Genomic DNA, 14,509 nt, shown 5'->3' on the forward strand with positions numbered 1-14,509 from the left:
TCCTTGAGACGTGCACATACAGACAGGGCGTCGGCCGGCAATGAATGCACCCGAGGAACCGAGAGACCGATGAGCGTCGGCCTTCTCGCACCGGGGCTTCGGGCATCGATCCACCCGTACACCACCGGCGACCTGGCGAAGGTTCAGCGCACCGCACGCGGGTTCAGTAATCCCGCCTGTCTTGTCGTGCAGCTCGTCGCCGCCACCCTGCACCAATGCCGCATGGCTCACAGCCATGGTCCCGCCGGACAGGCCCTAGCGGTCCAGCAGATCGAACAACTCGTGCCACCGGCGCAGGATTTCCGACTGGGAGTAGCGCTGGACGTTCGCGCGGGCCCGGTCGCCCAGGGTGGTCCGCAGGCGGGGGTTGCCCGTCAGTCGTAGTAGGCGGTCGGCCAGGGCGTCCGTGTCGCCCGGGGGTGCCAGGAGGCCGTCCTCCGTGTCTGTGATGAGTTCCCGGACGCCCGGCGCGCAGTCGAACGCCGCGCACGGCATTCCGCTCGCCATCGCCTCCATGAGGGCCAGGGGGAATCCCTCGCCCCGTGAGGACTGGACGAAGACCGAGCACTCGGCCAGCGCCGCCGGCACGTCGTCGGTGCGGCCCATCCAGGTGACCGAGTCGTCCAGGCCCAGTTCGGTGCACTGCTTCTTCAGGGCCGCCGCGTCCTGGCCTGCGCCGTAGACGCGTAGGCGCCAGTCCGGGCGTTTTCCGGCGACCATGGACCAGGTCTCCAGGAGCAGGTCGATGCCCTTCTGGTCGTCCAGTCTGCCGATGCTCGCGACGGTCTTCCCCGTGCGGGGCGAGGGGAGTTCGGGCAGGGAGCCGAGTGCGTTGGGCATGGCGCCGACGTTGTCGAAGCCCTCGGCGATCCAGGCGTCCGCGTCCTCCTGGGTGAGGGTGAGCCAGCGGTCGACGCGCGGGTAGCTGTTCTTGATCCAGCGGAAGCGGTGGCAGCGCTTGCTGTACTCGTACGACTCGTGGCTCATCCCGATCAGCCGTAGCCCCGTCGTGTCGGCCTCCAGGACCCACTCCATCGGCCAGACCTGGGTGACGATCACCAGCGCGCCCGGCCCGGCCGACTGGAAGATCTTCGAGAGACGGGCCACGGCCCGCCGTTTGTCCGCCACCCTGGCCGCTTCGCGGCGGCGCGCGCGGAGGTCGAAGTGGTCGAGTGGTGAGCGCGGTTGCCAGGGAGTCGGCGGGTGGGCTGGGTAGAGCGCGGTCACCGGGTAGGCGGGCGGCTCGGGGAGGGTGAGTTTCAGCTCGGCCTCGTGGATGCCCACGACCTGGACCCGGTGGCCGTGGGCCGAGAAGAGGCGGGCCATCTGGTGGGTCCAGGCGGTGACCCCGCCGAGAACGTCCGTGGCGTTGGCGAGGAGGATCAGCTCGCGGGGGACGGTGGCGAGCGCGGTGTCGGTCACCGGCGGGTCCTTCCTGCGAAGAGCACGTCCACGGCGGTACGCGCGGCCTGACCGCTCTCGTAGCCGCCGAACTTCTGGGCGAAGCGCGCCCGGTCGGCCCGGTGCGCGGTGTCGGACTGCTTCAACTCCTCCATCGCCCGCAGCAGCTCGTGCTGCGTTTCGACCACGGGCCCGGGAGCTTCCGCGCGCAGGTCGAAGTAGCTGCCGCGCTCGGCCGCGTACGCGTCCAGGTCCGGTGCGAAGAAGACCATCGGCCGGTCCAGCAGGGCGTAGTCGAACATGATGGAGGAGTAGTCCGTGATCAACACGTCGGCGAGGCAGAGCAGTTCGCTGACGTCGTGGTGGCCGGACACGTCGATCACCGTGCCGGGCGGACAGACGGGCAGGACGGCGGACTCCAGATAGTGGGCCCGTACGAGCAGGACGTACTCGTCTCCGAAGCGCTCCGCGAACTGCCGGACGTCGAGGGGCAGTTGAGTCGTGCGGCCCTTCTTCGGCATTCCCCGGAACGTCGGCGCGTACAGCACCACCTCACGGTGGTCGGAGATCCCGAGCGCGGTCGCGAGCGCCGGGCGCGGGAAGCGCCCCCGCGTCTCGTCGGTCGCGCGGGCACGCACGAGCCGGTCGTTGCGCGGATAGCCGCAGCGCACCAGGGATTCGGCGGGCTGCCGGTAGTCGCGCGCCAGGGTCGCCACGTCGTGCTCGGACCGTACGAGGAAGTGGTCGAACCGGGCGAGCGCGGCGCTCAACTTGTCGCGCTCGGAGGCGTTCTGCGCCTTGATCCGGCTCTCGGCGAAGCCCATGCGCTTGTACGCGGAGCCGTGCCAGGTCTGGAGGTACGTGGTACGGGGCGGCTTCTTGAGGTCGAGCGGAAAACCCTGGTTGTCCACCCAGAACTGGGCGCGGGCCAGGGTCCACAGATAGCGCCAGGACAGCCGCCGCACCAGCCGGGCGTCCGCCGGGAAGCCGTCGGCGGACGACGCGTACGACCAGGTGCAGCGCACCTTGCGGCGGCCCTGCGCGCGCAGTTCCTCGTACATGGCGCGCGGGCTGTCGCCGTAGCACTTGCCCATATGGCTCTCGAAGACCACCGAGCCCTTGCGGACGGGGAGCCGGATCAGCAGCCGGTTGTAGACGCGCGCCTTGAACGAGCGGGCGAAGAGCCGGTCGAAGCGCCGGCGGAGCCCCTTGGCCAGCCTCTTCAGCTTGCGCGCCGGGCGGAAGTGGGTGAGGTAGTGGAGGGCCGCCGCCGCGATCCGTCCGGGGCGGCGGCGCGCCTCAAGTTGCAGCGCGAGGTGGTGTTTCACCGTGACGTACGGCTTCCAGCTGTCGCCGAACAGCCGCCCCCGGCGCGGACGCGCCCGGTAGCCGCCCGCCGAATCGACCCGGTCCCGCTCCAGGAAAAGCGGGCCGCTGGTGGTGCCCACCGGGGTGTGCAGGGCGAAGTGCGGGTCGCACACGCGGTCCCGCGCCCCGCCGACGCGCAGGAGCGCGCCGAGCTCGACGGAGGCGCGCCAGTGGACGGCGTCGCCCTGGTGCCACACCTCGTCCACCGGCGCCCGGAACACGAGCCGGCCGTCGGTGCCGCGGGCCAGGAACTCCAGCGTGGCGTTCAACGGGGCATCAGGGGGGAGCAGTTGGAGCGGCACCGGGAGCCGCCCTTCGAGGACGAGCTTCTCGCCCTCCTGGCCGCAGTGGGTGAGGTGATTCATCAACGGGGTTCCGTTGAAGGGCCGGTACTGGTGGCCCAGCTCCGTGACGTCGAGCGCGGCCCGTTCCCCGGGGTCGTCCGGCAGTGACGCGCGCCAGTACACCCGGCCGTCGCGCTCGACGAGCGCGGAGGTGACGGTGTCGGGCCTGCCGAGCGCGTAGCCGGCGGCCAGTACACCCTCGGCGTCGCCGTCGGCGAGGAGTTGGAGGCAGACCCGCTCCAGGGGCGGCAGGTCCAGCCGGAGGTCCGGATCGGTCCTGGCGGCGGGCAGCGTGGCGACCAGGGCGGCGGCGCTGGCCCGTCCCTCCGCGTCGAGTTTGGGGAACTGCCGGGCGAGGGAGACGAGTTGGTCCACGAGGAAGGCCCGGTCGCGGGCCTCGCGGAGGGCAACGTCGTTGCGGAGCAGGGGCAGTTCGGCGACGCGTACGTGCGCGGAGAGCTGCCCCTCCAGCGTGCCCGCCGGGTCGTGGGCCGCCCTGCCGCTGACGACCAGGTTGGGGACGAGGGCGATCCGGTGTGCGGCGGCGGCCAGTTGGGCGCCGAACAGGATCTCGGGGCGGTCCAGGTCCTCGGCGTAACGCAGCCCCGCCCGGTCGAGAAGGGCGGTACTCACACAGAATCCGGTCACCAGGGCGTCGGCGACGACGAGTTCGGGGGCGTCGGCCAGTTTGTCGATGGTGCGGGAGCGCGCGTACAGCTCGCTCTCGACGATCCGGGCCGGTGGCTGCTCCTTGGCGCGGCGGCCCGCGCGGCGGGTCCACCGCCCGGCGGCGAGTTCGGCACCGGAGCGTTCGGCGGCCTCCCACAGATTGCGGCAGGCGTCCCGCTGGAGGCGTTCGCCCTCGCCGAGGACGGTGACGTACCGGCCTCGTGCCTGGTCCAGGCCGTGGTTGCGCAGCACGCCGCTGGTGGGGGCCTCGGCTCCCGAGGTGACGACCCTGACGCGCGCGGGGTCCAGCGCGGCGAGTTCACCGGCCACGGCGCGCACGTCCTCGGCGGCGGATTCGGCATCCGACGGGACATCCGACGCCGCGCCCGACGCGGCGTCGGCTCCCGTCCCGGCATCTGTTGCGGTATCGGCATCGCTTGGTCCACCCACCGCCCCCGCGACCGCCGGCCCGAGCACCACCACCGCCTCCGTGGCCCGCATCGTCTGCGCGACGACCGACTCCACCGACCTGCGCAGCGCCTGCGCGTCCACCCCAGCGGTGACGACACAGCTGATCTCGACCGCGCTCATGCGCCGCCCCCCACGGGCATCAGGTCCGCGACACGGGCTGCGGCGGTGCCGTCGTCCAGATCGCAGAAGGTCTCCCGGAACCGGTCGTACGCGTCCCTTGGCACCCGGGACTCCGGGGCCCGCAGAGCCGCCACGAGCGCGGCGGTGTCGGCGACGACCGGTCCGGGCGCCGCCGACACGAAGTCGAAGTAGAAGCCGCGCAGGGTGTCCCGGTAGTGCTCCAGGTCGTACGCGTGGAAGTACATCGGCCGGCCCGTCTGCGCGAAGTCGAACATCAGCGACGAGTAGTCGGTGACCAGGACGTCGCTGATCAGCATCAGCTCGGCGACGTCCGGGTAGCGCGACACGTCGCGTACGAAACCGGTCGCGCCCCGCCCGGCGCCCGGGACCGTACCGCCCACGAGGTAGTGGCGGCGGACCAACAGGACGTGGTCGTCCGCCAGTTCCGCGGCGGCCAGGTCCAGATCGAGCCGGAGGTCGAGCCCGTATCGCCCGCCCTTTCTGGGCTGGTCCTCGCGCCAGGTCGGCGCGTAGAGGATCACGCGTTTGTCCTCGGGAATCCCGAGGTGTTCGCGCAGCGCGGCGGCGACCTTGCCCCGGTCGGGCGCGTACAGAAGGTCGTTGCGCGGATAGCCGCACTCCAGGACCGTGCCCTCGTACCCGAAGGCGCGGCGCATGATCGGTGTGGAGAAGCTGTTGGGCGAGACGAGCACGCTCCACTGCGCGGCCCGGCCCGGCAGGGTCGCGATGTACGACTCGTCCGCGTGGGCGCCGCCCGTCAGGTCGCGGCCGATGCGCTTGAGCGGGGTGCCGTGCCAGGTCTGGACGACATGCTGGCCGTCCGCCCGCTCGAACCACTCCGGCAGATGTGTGTTGCTGACGACGCATCGGCTGCGCGCCAGCGCCTCGTACCAGTCGGCGCTGTGCAGTTCGACGGCGCGTACGTCTCGCGGCAGGGCCACCTGCCGGTCGCGTACGACCCACAGATGTTCCACGGGGGCCTGTCGGCGCACCAGTTCCTCGTGGACGGCGCGTGGTGAGTCGGAGTACTGCCTGCCGTCGAAGCTGCTGTAGAGGACGGCGTCCCGCAGCGGGCCCGCGGCACGGGAGTTGGCGTAGGCGCGGCGCAGCCGCCGCTGCCGGTACTCGCCCCGGTCCTGCTCCGGGAGCACGGACCCGGAGTGCAGCTGGAGCATGTCCTGCTGGTGCCGGTCCAGGGTGAACTCCCGTCCGTCCAGGGTCCGTACGAGCGGCAGCGTCTGGTGCTGCGAAGGCTGGACGCGGACGGGGGTGTAGCGCTCCGGGTCGCCCTCGCCCGCCTCGCGGACGTACAACAGCCAGCGCCCCTCGGGCAGTTGGCGTACGCCGTTCAGTCCTTCGACGGCGCCTGGCAGCAGGGCGGTCCGGAACCGGCCCTCCGGGAGGGCGGTGAGAGGAAAGACGTTCTCCTCACGGTGACCTGTGTGCCGCAGCACCAACTCGGGGGAAGACAGACCAGGTTGGCTGCCTTCCAGGACCAGCTCACCGTCGAGCGTCCAGCAGGCCGTGTCGACCACCGGCTGCTCGGTCTGGTCGCTGAGGACGAGATCGCCCGCCGCGTTGGCGGTGACGTACAACTCGCGGCCGTCGCCGAGCCCGTACTGCCCGGGACGGACGGCGCCCCGGGCGGCCACGGCGAAGCGGCTGCCGTTGGCCCGTACGAGATGGACGCCCCAGGGCACGGTGGACCGCCGTCCCGCCGTGGGATCGCGGAAGACCGACAGCGGGACGTCGGCGCTGAATGTGGCGCCCGCGAGGCTCAGCGGGAACTCCCGGACCTCCTTGGTGTACCAGTTCTTGACGGCCAGTACGCTCGGCGGGCTGCTGATGGCGTGGAGCAGCCCCTCGATCCGTACGGCTCCGTCGGCAGCCGACGGGCCGTGGCCGGTGAGCGGGGCGTGCCCCGTGAGCAGGGCCTGTACGGGCTCGACGCGCAGTTCGAGCTTGTTGCCGGAGAGCGCGGGCACGACGCGCACGGTGTCGTCCACATAGTGCACGGCCGGTACGGCGGGCGCCGCGCCCGAACCTGTCAGCCGCAGCGGCGCACGACGCAGTCGGCCCGCCCCGAACACGCCCATCTCCAGCTTCCACACGGTGCGGGAACTGCGGGACGAGGCCTTCGCCTTGGCGAGCCTGCCCGCGTCGACCACGGTCTCGAACCCGGCCCAGTCGTAGTCGTGCAGCCCCTGCCGGGACTCGTACGTAGCCGCCGGCGCCCGCACGGTGCGTGTCCGCAGCGGCAGCAGACGCCGCTTCCCGGTGCGCAGCCAAGCGGCCTTGACGGATTTGTGTCGCGCGTCGGCCGGGACGTTGCGTACGTACGCGTAGCCCTTGAGATGCAGTCGCCCGTCGCGCCATACGGCCTCGGTGAGATGCGAGGTCACCGGCAGCTCCTTGGGCCTGAGGGTGGCGACGGCCCGGGACAGACCGCCGGTGAGCACCGCGAACTCGGCGCGGGACCTGCGCAGTCCGCGGACGCCGAAGGAGCCGGGGTCGGCCTTCTCGTGGGCCAGCAGCGCGAGGAGTTCGGGCATGCGGCGTTCGCGGATCAGCTGCCACTTGACGCGCAGATGCAGCGGCAGGTCGTCGAAGACGCGTCGGTCGACCCTCGCGGCGAAGGTGTTGGCCTGATCGAGGAAGGCCGTGTGGAAGTCGGCGTCGCCGTCGGGCAGCGCCTCGGTGAAGAGCCACAGATCGCCGGAGAGGACATGCTGGTGGTAACGGCGTTCCGCGTCGGCCCAGTTGATGCCGTCGGTGCCACCGGTGCTGCCAGTGCCGCCGGTGCTGTGGCTGTCGATGCCGTGGCCGTCGGTGCCCTCACCCGTGGCCGTGCGCCGCCGCTCGGCGAGGAAGTCGCAGACCGTCGACACGGCGGTGACCCGGTCCCGGATCCCCTTCGGCACGGCCCGCTTCGCGGTGATCGAGCCGTCCCTGGTCCGCCAGTGGTAGACGGGGCCGGACAGCACGTCCACGCCGCTCGCCAGGAAGTACGCGGGGAGCACGACCGCGATGTCCTCGTACAGCACCCCGGAGGGGAAGACGAAGGAGTGCCGGTCCCAGAAGGACTTCCGGAAGACCTTGTTGCAGGCGATACGGTCCCCGAGCAGCACCCAGTCGCGGCTGAGCCGCGTCCCGGAGCGGTCCGTCGCCATCGGCTTGCGGAACATGGGCGCCTGTACGAGCACACCTCCGGGACCGAGCCTGAGCACATTGCCGGTCGCGAAGTCGGAGCCGGAGGCGTCGAGCGCCGCGAGCATCCGCTCGTACGCGTCGTGCGGTACGACGTCGTCACTGTCGACGAAGGTGAGGAACTCCCCCCGGGCGCACGTGACTCCGGTGTTGCGCGCCGCGCCGAGCCCGGCGTTCTCCTGCTCGACCAGCCGGAAGCGCGGGTCCCGTTCGGCGAACCGTCTCGCGATCCGTGCGCTCCCGTCCGTGGATCCGTCGTCCACCATGACGATCTCGGAGTCGGCCATGGTCTGTCCGGCCAGCGAGCGTAGGCAGTCGTCGAGATAGTCCTCCACGTTGTAGATGGGCACGACGACGGTGAGGCGGGGGGTCATGCGTGGTGCACGGTCCTTCCGAACTTCCGGACTTCCACAGTCAGTTCAACAGCGGGCTCAGGGCTTGACCGCGATCCGGCCCTCGTCCATGCGCAGCATGAGCAGCCGTTCGCCCGTCTTCTCCAGGAACTCGTCCACGGCCTGGCGGGAGCCCTGCCAGTAGCCGTAGTCGTCGATGAGCAGCACTCCGCCGCTCACCAACCGGGGGTAGAGAAACTCCAGTTCATGCTTGGTGGAGGCGTACCAGTCGGTGTCCAGGCGCAGGATGGAGATCTGCTCCGGCGCCTGCTGCGGCACGGTGTCCTCGACCATGCCCTGCACGTAGTGCACCCGCTCACCGGGGTAGGGCAGCTCCGCGAAGCCCGCCTGTACGTCCTCCAGCGAGGCGATGGCCCAGATCGGCCTGTCCTTGCCCTGGGCCGCGAGCAGTTCCTCGGCGGACTTGCCGTCACGCCGCAGATCCTCGGCGGTGGGCGGCGGCATACCTTCGAAGGTGTCGAAGAGATGCAGGCCGCGGTCGGTCTCGCCGAGCGAGAGCAGCGTCTTGGCGCAGGCCTGCATCGAGCCGCCGCGCCAGACTCCGCATTCGACGATGTCACCGGGGATGTTGTGCCGTACGACATGGCGGGTGGCGAGGATGAATGCGTTGAGCCGTTCCGGGGAGGTCATCGTGTACGGCTTGACCGCGCGAATGATCGACTTCGCCTCGTCGTCGTAATCGGCGGGCAGCGCCGCCGTCTTGGGCCTCGGCTTGGGCTTGGTGGGCTGTGGCTGCGGCTGTGCCTCTGCCGGCGCGTGCGCATCGGCCGGTGCCTTCGCCGTGACCGGCCGGTACGGCATCGGCGTCGGCGTCCGCGTCGACGCTGGCGTCGCCGACCGCGGGGCCGGGACCGGGATCCGCCTGAGCTGATATCCGGTGAGCTTCTCAAGTGCGCCGTTCACTGCGTTTCGCCATGCCATGCCGACGGACGGTACGCGCAGAACTCCGCAGATGTCACCTTTCGTCAACTCCCGCCCTATTGTGCCTCTTTCGTGTGCGCCTTGGCCGTTACAGGCTGCGCGGGTACAACAGAGGTTGCAGGGACCCCCTGGCCGCCCCGGCCGCAACGGTCGCGCCCGGCGACCGGCTCGGGCAGCGGTACGCCGTCCACGCCGCCGACGCGGTTGGCGTACCGGACGGTCAGTTCACGCACCGCGTACTCCCACACCCGCCGCCTCGGCCGGCGCGGCCTGCGGAACACCCCGACCGAGTCGCCCCAGTAGGCGCGCTTGCCGTCGATGGCGGCGTAGTCGAAGCGAATGCCCTTCATCGGCGGGAAGTCCGTGTAGGCCTCGGCCAGTTCGAGCCCGGCGAAGGCGGCCATGGCCCTGAACCCGTCGGGGTAGTACCGCCAGCAGTCCTGCGCGTCGTGCGCGTGGCCGCGCGAGGGCGCGGTGACGAACGCCAGCCCGCCCGGCCGCAGGACACGCGAGATCTCCATCATCGACGCCCAGAAGAACGGGATGTGCTCGAAGGCCTGGCCGGAGAGCACGAAGTCGGCGGTCCGGGAGCGCACCGGGATGCGGTACGGCCTGGGCATCACGATGTCGACGTTGGCACCGTCGAGCACATCGACGCCGATGTACTCGACATCGCGCCCTTCGAGCAGACCGCGGTGCGTGAGCGACTGGTTGGGCGAGATGCGCGAGCCCAGATCGACCACCCGGTGGCGGCCGGACTCGGGCATGTACTCCTTGACGCAGAGCTCCATCTGCGCGTACGCGGACTTGTGCACGGGTGACTCACTTTCCATCCGGCTCGTTGGGTGCGGCGCTCCCCCGACGCCGGTGGCGTCTCGTCCCACGGCGTTCGAGGTCCCGGCGTTCGAGGACATCAACGCCCGAACGGCCGTATGGTCACGTGCTCACGTGCTCATGTACTCACGCGCCGTGCCCGGCCGGTCAGTTCGCCGCCGCCCCCGCCGGGTCGCCCGGCTCCGTCTCCTCCCCCGGGCCCGGTCTGCCGCCGGGTGCGGGTTCGTCGGCCGGCCCCTGCCCGCCTCCAGGCGCCGGTTTGCCGAGCGCCGCTCCGTCCAGCGGGACCGTCGCGGCGACGGTTGCCTCCACCGGGACCGCCAACAGCCCCCGGTAGACGCCGTCGAGGATGTCGGCCTGCGCCTCCCAGGTCCACTCCGCCAGCAGCTCCGGGCGGTCGTACGCCCTTCGGTAGGCGGCCGGATCGTCGAGCACGGCCCGCGCCGCCCGTACGAAGTCCTCGGTGTCCTCGGCGCGGAACACCTCGCCCTGCCCGGTCTCCCGCACCTTCGCCGCCATGGTGCGTACGTCGCTGACGACGATGGGCAGCCGGGCGTGCGCGTACTCCATGAACTTGGTGATCAGGGCGAGTTCATGGTTCGGCCAGTGGTGGATCGGGATGACGCCGATGTCGGCGGTGGCCAGGAAGGGCACGATCTGCCAGTGCGGTACGTACGGCAGCGGGTGCACGCGGTCGGCGACGCCGAGTTCCGCCGCGTGGTCGAGCACCTTGCGTACGACCCACCCGTCGGGCGCGGGAACGATCAGCGCCGCGTGTACGCCCGGCAGTTGGGGCAGCGCCTCGATCAGCGTGGCGAGCCCGCGCTGCGGGGCGAGGGCGCCGCTGTAGACCAGCAGCGGTGTGGCGGCGTCGATGCCGCACAACTCCCGTAGATCCGGGACGGGTTCATGGGCCCGCTCCGCGGGCGGGCCGCCGCCGGGGGCGTTGAGCACGACGACGGGCATCCGGGGCAGCCGGTGCTCCTTGTGCAGCAGCTCGGCCAGCGTCGGGGAGACGGTGACGACGGCGTCCGCGCACCGCCCGTACTCCCGCTCGTGCGCGACATGCGCGGGCATCCAACGCCGGTACCCGGCACGGGGTTTGATGCCCGGCAGATACTCGTGCGCGTCCCAGACCAGCTTCACGCTCCGGCCTCTGCCCCGCGCCCGGTGCACGGCACGGGCGGCGACTCCGATCATCCGGAAGTCGTTGGCGTGGATGAGATCCGGTTCGAGTGCGTCGACGACGGGGCCGAAGGCGAACTCGTAGTCCCACAGGTACGGTTCGAGTCTGCGCCAGCAGCGGTCGCCGAGCAGCGCGCGCCACATGACCGTACGGAGCCGCTCGGGCAGCGAGTCCGGGTTGCGTCTGCCTTCCACCAAGGCGAGTTGGCGGTGCCGGAAGCCGACCCAGCGGGCCAGGATCCGGGCCGCCGTCCGGCGGATCAGGAATCGCCCGCCCTCGGCGGATCTGCGGGCCAGCAGATCGGCGCGCCAGGCCTTGACCCACTGCTTGCGGTGGTGCGCGATGCCGCCGCGCCGGTAAGCGAAGAGCCGGGGCAGAACGACTCTTCGGTAGTCCCTGCGGCGTTTGGCGAGGGTCATCACGACGGGGATCAGGTGGACTTCCGCGTCGCCGATGGTCCAGCGGTGCCGGTCGCGGTCCGGCGACTGGCCGAGCAGCACCACGTCCCAGCCCGCGTCGGCCATGGAGCGGGCGGCCTTCTGTACGCGGGAGTCGCCGTTGACCGCGTTGTCGACGAGCATGACGACCCGGCCCCTGCCGCGTCCCCGGGCCCCCGCGGCGACCGCCTCCAGGGGCCGCCCGGAATCTGGTGTGGAAGCGACCGTCATGGCGCCCGTCCTTCGGCTCGTCCTCGGCGCTCGGCTTCGCGCCCGTCTCCGCGGAGGGACCTGCCCTGGTCCGCCCCTCCGGGCAACGAAGGTTCGTCCACCAGGGCTACGGAGGCGGGGGTCATGTCACCCGTACGGCCGTGGCGAGGAGCCGGGTGAGCGCGCGTGGGCGCGTGAGGGGGCGCGACACGCGCCGGGCGCGCCGGGGTGGGGGCGAGGCGGGCGCCGCGCCTCGATCAGGCGCCGCGGTCGCGGGTCAGCGCGGTGACCGCCGTGGTGGCGAGGTCGTCGAGATAGCCGGCGGGCAGGTCGCCCCGTACGACGACAAGACGCCAGTAGAGCGGACCCGCGATGAGGTCGAGCGCCCGGTCGGGATCGGTGCCGTCGGGCAGTTCGCCACGGGCGACCGCCTCGCGTACGACCGCGGCGGCGATGCCCTTCTCCTTGTCCAGCAGCGCGGACTTGATCGCCTCGGAGATCTCCGGGTGCCGGGCTGCCTCGACCAGCAGGTCGGGGATGACACGGGAGGCCAGCGGGTGGCGCAGGGCATGCGAGGCCACTTCGAGCAGGGCGCGTACGTCTCCGTACAGAGAACCGGTCGCGGGGACGGGCAGCCCCTGGGCGGCCACGGCGGAGACCAGATCGAGGACCAGCGCCAGTTTGGACTTCCAGCGCCGGTAGACGGCCGTCTTGCCGACGCCGGCGCGGCGGGCGATGCCCTCGATGGACATCCGCGCGAAGCCGACGGCGGCCAGCTCCTCGAAGACGGCGGAGCGGATGGCGTCGGTCACATCCTCACGGAGCACGGCGGCTCCCGCTGGGGCGCGGCGTGAGAGGCGGGGGTCCGTGGGCATGCCGACGAGCATAGCGTCACGGACGTCACGACGAAACGGTTGCGTTGCGACGTGCTCCCGATCTAACCTCTTCGTTACGACGAAACGGTCCCGTTCCGTTGCTCCGGCACCCGCTACCGCCCCACCGCCCACCACCCCACCGTCTTCGTTCGATGTCCCTCGTCGAAAGCGACCTCCGTGAGCCAGACGACCGCACCCCCCGCCCCGGTCCGGGCCCCCGAAGCACCCTCGCGCGCACCAGCCCCGGCAGCTCCGCAGGACCTGCGCGCTCTCGCCGCCCGGCACGGTCTGACCGAGAGCGGGGCCCGGCCCACGCTCCCCGGCTATCTCCGCGTGCTGCACTCCCGCCGCCATTTCGTCACCGCGCTCGCCACCGCCCGGCTCACCTCGCAGTACAGCCAGGCGAAGCTCGGCCAGCTCTGGCAGATCATGACGCCGCTGCTCAACGCGACCGTCTACTACTTCATCTTCGGCCTTCTCCTCAACACCAAGGACGGGGTGCCGGACTACGTCCCGTTCCTGGTCACCGGCGTCTTCATCTGGACGTTCACCGCCGGCACCGTCACCGCGGGGACCCGCGCCGTCTCCGGCAACATCGGTCTCGTACGCGCCCTGCACTTCCCGCGCGCCTCGCTGCCCCTCGCGTTCGCCCTCCAGCAGTTGCAGCAGCTGATGTTCTCCCTGGGCGCGCTGACGGTGATCCTGGCTGTCTTCGGGCAGTACCCGAGGCCCGCCTGGCTGCTGGCCGTGCCCGCTCTCGCGCTCCAGACCGTGTTCAACACCGGGCTCGCGATGGTCTTCGCGCGGCTGGCGGCGTCGACGCCCGACATCGCGCAGCTGATGCCGTTCCTGCTCCGCACCTGGATGTACGCGTCCGGGGTGATGTGGAGCCTGGACACGGTGTTCAAGAACGGGGACGTGCCGCACCTGGTCCGGCTGGCGCTCGAATGCAATCCGGCGGCCGTCTACATCGACCTCATGCGCTTCGCGCTCATCGACAGTTTCACCGCCGGTCAACTCCCGCCCCACGTCTGGCTGGTCGCCACCGGCTGGGCGGTGCTGGTCGGGGCCGGCGGATTCCTGTTCTTCTGGCAGGCGGAGGAGAAGTACGGCCGTGGCTGAGACCGAGCGTGTTCCCAACGAGCGAGTTCCGACCGAGCGTGTTTCGGACGAACGTGTTTCGGACGAACGAGTTCCGACCGTCGTCGTCGACGGCGTCCATGTCACCTACAAGGTGCACGGCACCAAGGGCGGGAAGGGCAGCGCCACTTCGGCGCTCAGCCGGATCGTCTCGCGCCGGCCGGCCCCCGGCGTGCGCGAGGTGCATGCCGTACGGGGCGTGAGCTTCGTCGCGTACAAGGGCGAGGCCATCGGTCTCATCGGCTCCAACGGGTCGGGGAAGTCGACCCTCCTCAAGGCGGTCGCCGGGCTGCTGCCGCCGAGCCAGGGCAAGGTCTACACGCGGGGCCAGCCCTCGCTCCTCGGGGTCAACGCGGCGCTGATGAGCGATCTGACCGGCGAGCGCAACGTGATACTGGGCGGGCTCGCGATGGGCATGACGCGGGCGCAGGTCAGGAGCCGTTACGCCGGCATCGTGGAGTTCTCCGGCATCAACGAGAAGGGCGACTTCATCACCCTGCCGATGCGCACCTACTCCTCCGGAATGGGCGCGCGGCTCCGCTTCTCCATCGCGGCGGCCAAGGCGCACGACGTGCTGCTGATCGACGAGGCGCTGTCGACGGGGGACGCCCGGTTCCAGAAGCGCAGCAAGGAGCGCATCGCCGAACTGCGCGCGGAGGCGGGCACCGTCTTCCTGGTCAGCCACAGCAACAGGACGATCACCGAGACCTGCGACCGGGCGATCTGGCTGGAGTCCGGGACACTGCGGATGGACGGGCCGGCGGCGGAAGTCGTCGCGGCGTACGAGGAGTTCACGGGCAAGAAGCCTGGGCACAAGCCCGGCAAGAAGCCCCCCGCGAAGACGTAGCGCCGCACAACGCGGGAGGGGCGGCCCGGGCGCAAAACCGGGGCC

Annotated in this window: 9 protein-coding genes; 2 read left to right on the forward strand and 7 right to left on the reverse strand. The window is 71.1% G+C overall.

Annotation, left to right across the window (positions count from 1 at the left end; translation table 11 throughout):
- Positions 1 to 255 precede the first annotated feature (255 nt).
- From ACFWV8_RS32785 to ACFWV8_RS32815, 7 genes are all read right to left on the reverse strand, one after another.
- Complete coding sequence (locus tag ACFWV8_RS32785) at positions 256 to 1,422, reverse strand: glycosyltransferase (protein WP_384212621.1); 1,167 nt, start codon at positions 1,420 to 1,422, stop codon at positions 256 to 258.
- The gene (locus ACFWV8_RS32790; protein WP_384212624.1) at positions 1,419 to 4,373 is read right to left on the reverse strand and encodes a CDP-glycerol glycerophosphotransferase family protein; all 2,955 of its coding nucleotides are present in this window, start codon (positions 4,371 to 4,373) and stop codon (positions 1,419 to 1,421) included. The genes ACFWV8_RS32785 and ACFWV8_RS32790 overlap by 4 nt, the downstream gene beginning before the upstream one ends.
- Complete coding sequence (locus ACFWV8_RS32795) at positions 4,370 to 7,975, reverse strand: CDP-glycerol glycerophosphotransferase family protein (protein WP_384212626.1); 3,606 nt, start codon at positions 7,973 to 7,975, stop codon at positions 4,370 to 4,372. Before ACFWV8_RS32795 ends, ACFWV8_RS32790 begins: the two co-directional genes overlap by 4 nt.
- 57 nt (positions 7,976 to 8,032) lie before the next feature.
- The gene (locus ACFWV8_RS32800) at positions 8,033 to 8,935 is read right to left on the reverse strand and encodes a TylF/MycF/NovP-related O-methyltransferase (protein ID WP_384212628.1); all 903 of its coding nucleotides are present in this window, start codon (positions 8,933 to 8,935) and stop codon (positions 8,033 to 8,035) included.
- Positions 8,936 to 8,991: 56 nt separating this feature from the next.
- On the reverse strand, positions 8,992 to 9,750 hold the full coding sequence (locus ACFWV8_RS32805) for a methyltransferase domain-containing protein (protein ID WP_384212654.1): 759 nt from the start codon (positions 9,748 to 9,750) through the stop codon (positions 8,992 to 8,994).
- A 166-nt stretch (positions 9,751 to 9,916) separates the two neighbouring features.
- Positions 9,917 to 11,623, reverse strand: a complete 1,707-nt coding sequence (locus ACFWV8_RS32810; RefSeq protein WP_384212631.1) for a glycosyltransferase family 4 protein — start codon at positions 11,621 to 11,623, stop codon at positions 9,917 to 9,919.
- A gap of 236 nt (positions 11,624 to 11,859) precedes the next feature.
- Entirely contained in the window at positions 11,860 to 12,489 is a 630-nt protein-coding gene (locus tag ACFWV8_RS32815) for a TetR/AcrR family transcriptional regulator (RefSeq protein WP_384212635.1), read from the reverse strand.
- Positions 12,490 to 12,654: 165 nt separating this feature from the next.
- Between ACFWV8_RS32815 and ACFWV8_RS32820 the strand changes: the two genes are divergently transcribed.
- A complete protein-coding gene (locus tag ACFWV8_RS32820; RefSeq protein WP_384212638.1) occupies positions 12,655 to 13,599 on the forward strand; it encodes an ABC transporter permease in 945 nt (314 codons plus the stop codon).
- A gap of 112 nt (positions 13,600 to 13,711) precedes the next feature.
- Positions 13,712 to 14,464: an ABC transporter ATP-binding protein gene (locus ACFWV8_RS32825; RefSeq protein ID WP_384212661.1), complete on the forward strand. Its 753-nt coding sequence runs from the start codon at positions 13,712 to 13,714 to the stop codon at positions 14,462 to 14,464.
- The last annotated feature ends 45 nt before the right edge of the window (positions 14,465 to 14,509 follow it).

Origin of the sequence: Streptomyces sp. NPDC058665 (assembly GCF_042714995.1) — a bacterium.
In the GTDB taxonomy this organism is placed as follows: domain Bacteria; phylum Actinomycetota; class Actinomycetes; order Streptomycetales; family Streptomycetaceae; genus Streptomyces.

Bases quoted from the DNA above. Each gene is read 5' to 3' on its own strand.
- ACFWV8_RS32790 (WP_384212624.1), bottom strand. From the start codon at position 4,373: ATGAGCGCGGTCGAGATCAGCTGTGTCGTCACCGCTGGGGTGGACGCG.
- ACFWV8_RS32795 (WP_384212626.1), bottom strand. From the start codon at position 7,975: ATGACCCCCCGCCTCACCGTCGTCGTGCCCATCTACAACGTGGAGGAC.
- ACFWV8_RS32800 (WP_384212628.1), bottom strand. From the start codon at position 8,935: ATGGCATGGCGAAACGCAGTGAACGGCGCACTTGAGAAGCTCACCGGA.
- ACFWV8_RS32810 (WP_384212631.1), bottom strand. From the start codon at position 11,623: ATGACGGTCGCTTCCACACCAGATTCCGGGCGGCCCCTGGAGGCGGTC.
- ACFWV8_RS32815 (WP_384212635.1), bottom strand. From the start codon at position 12,489: ATGCTCGTCGGCATGCCCACGGACCCCCGCCTCTCACGCCGCGCCCCA.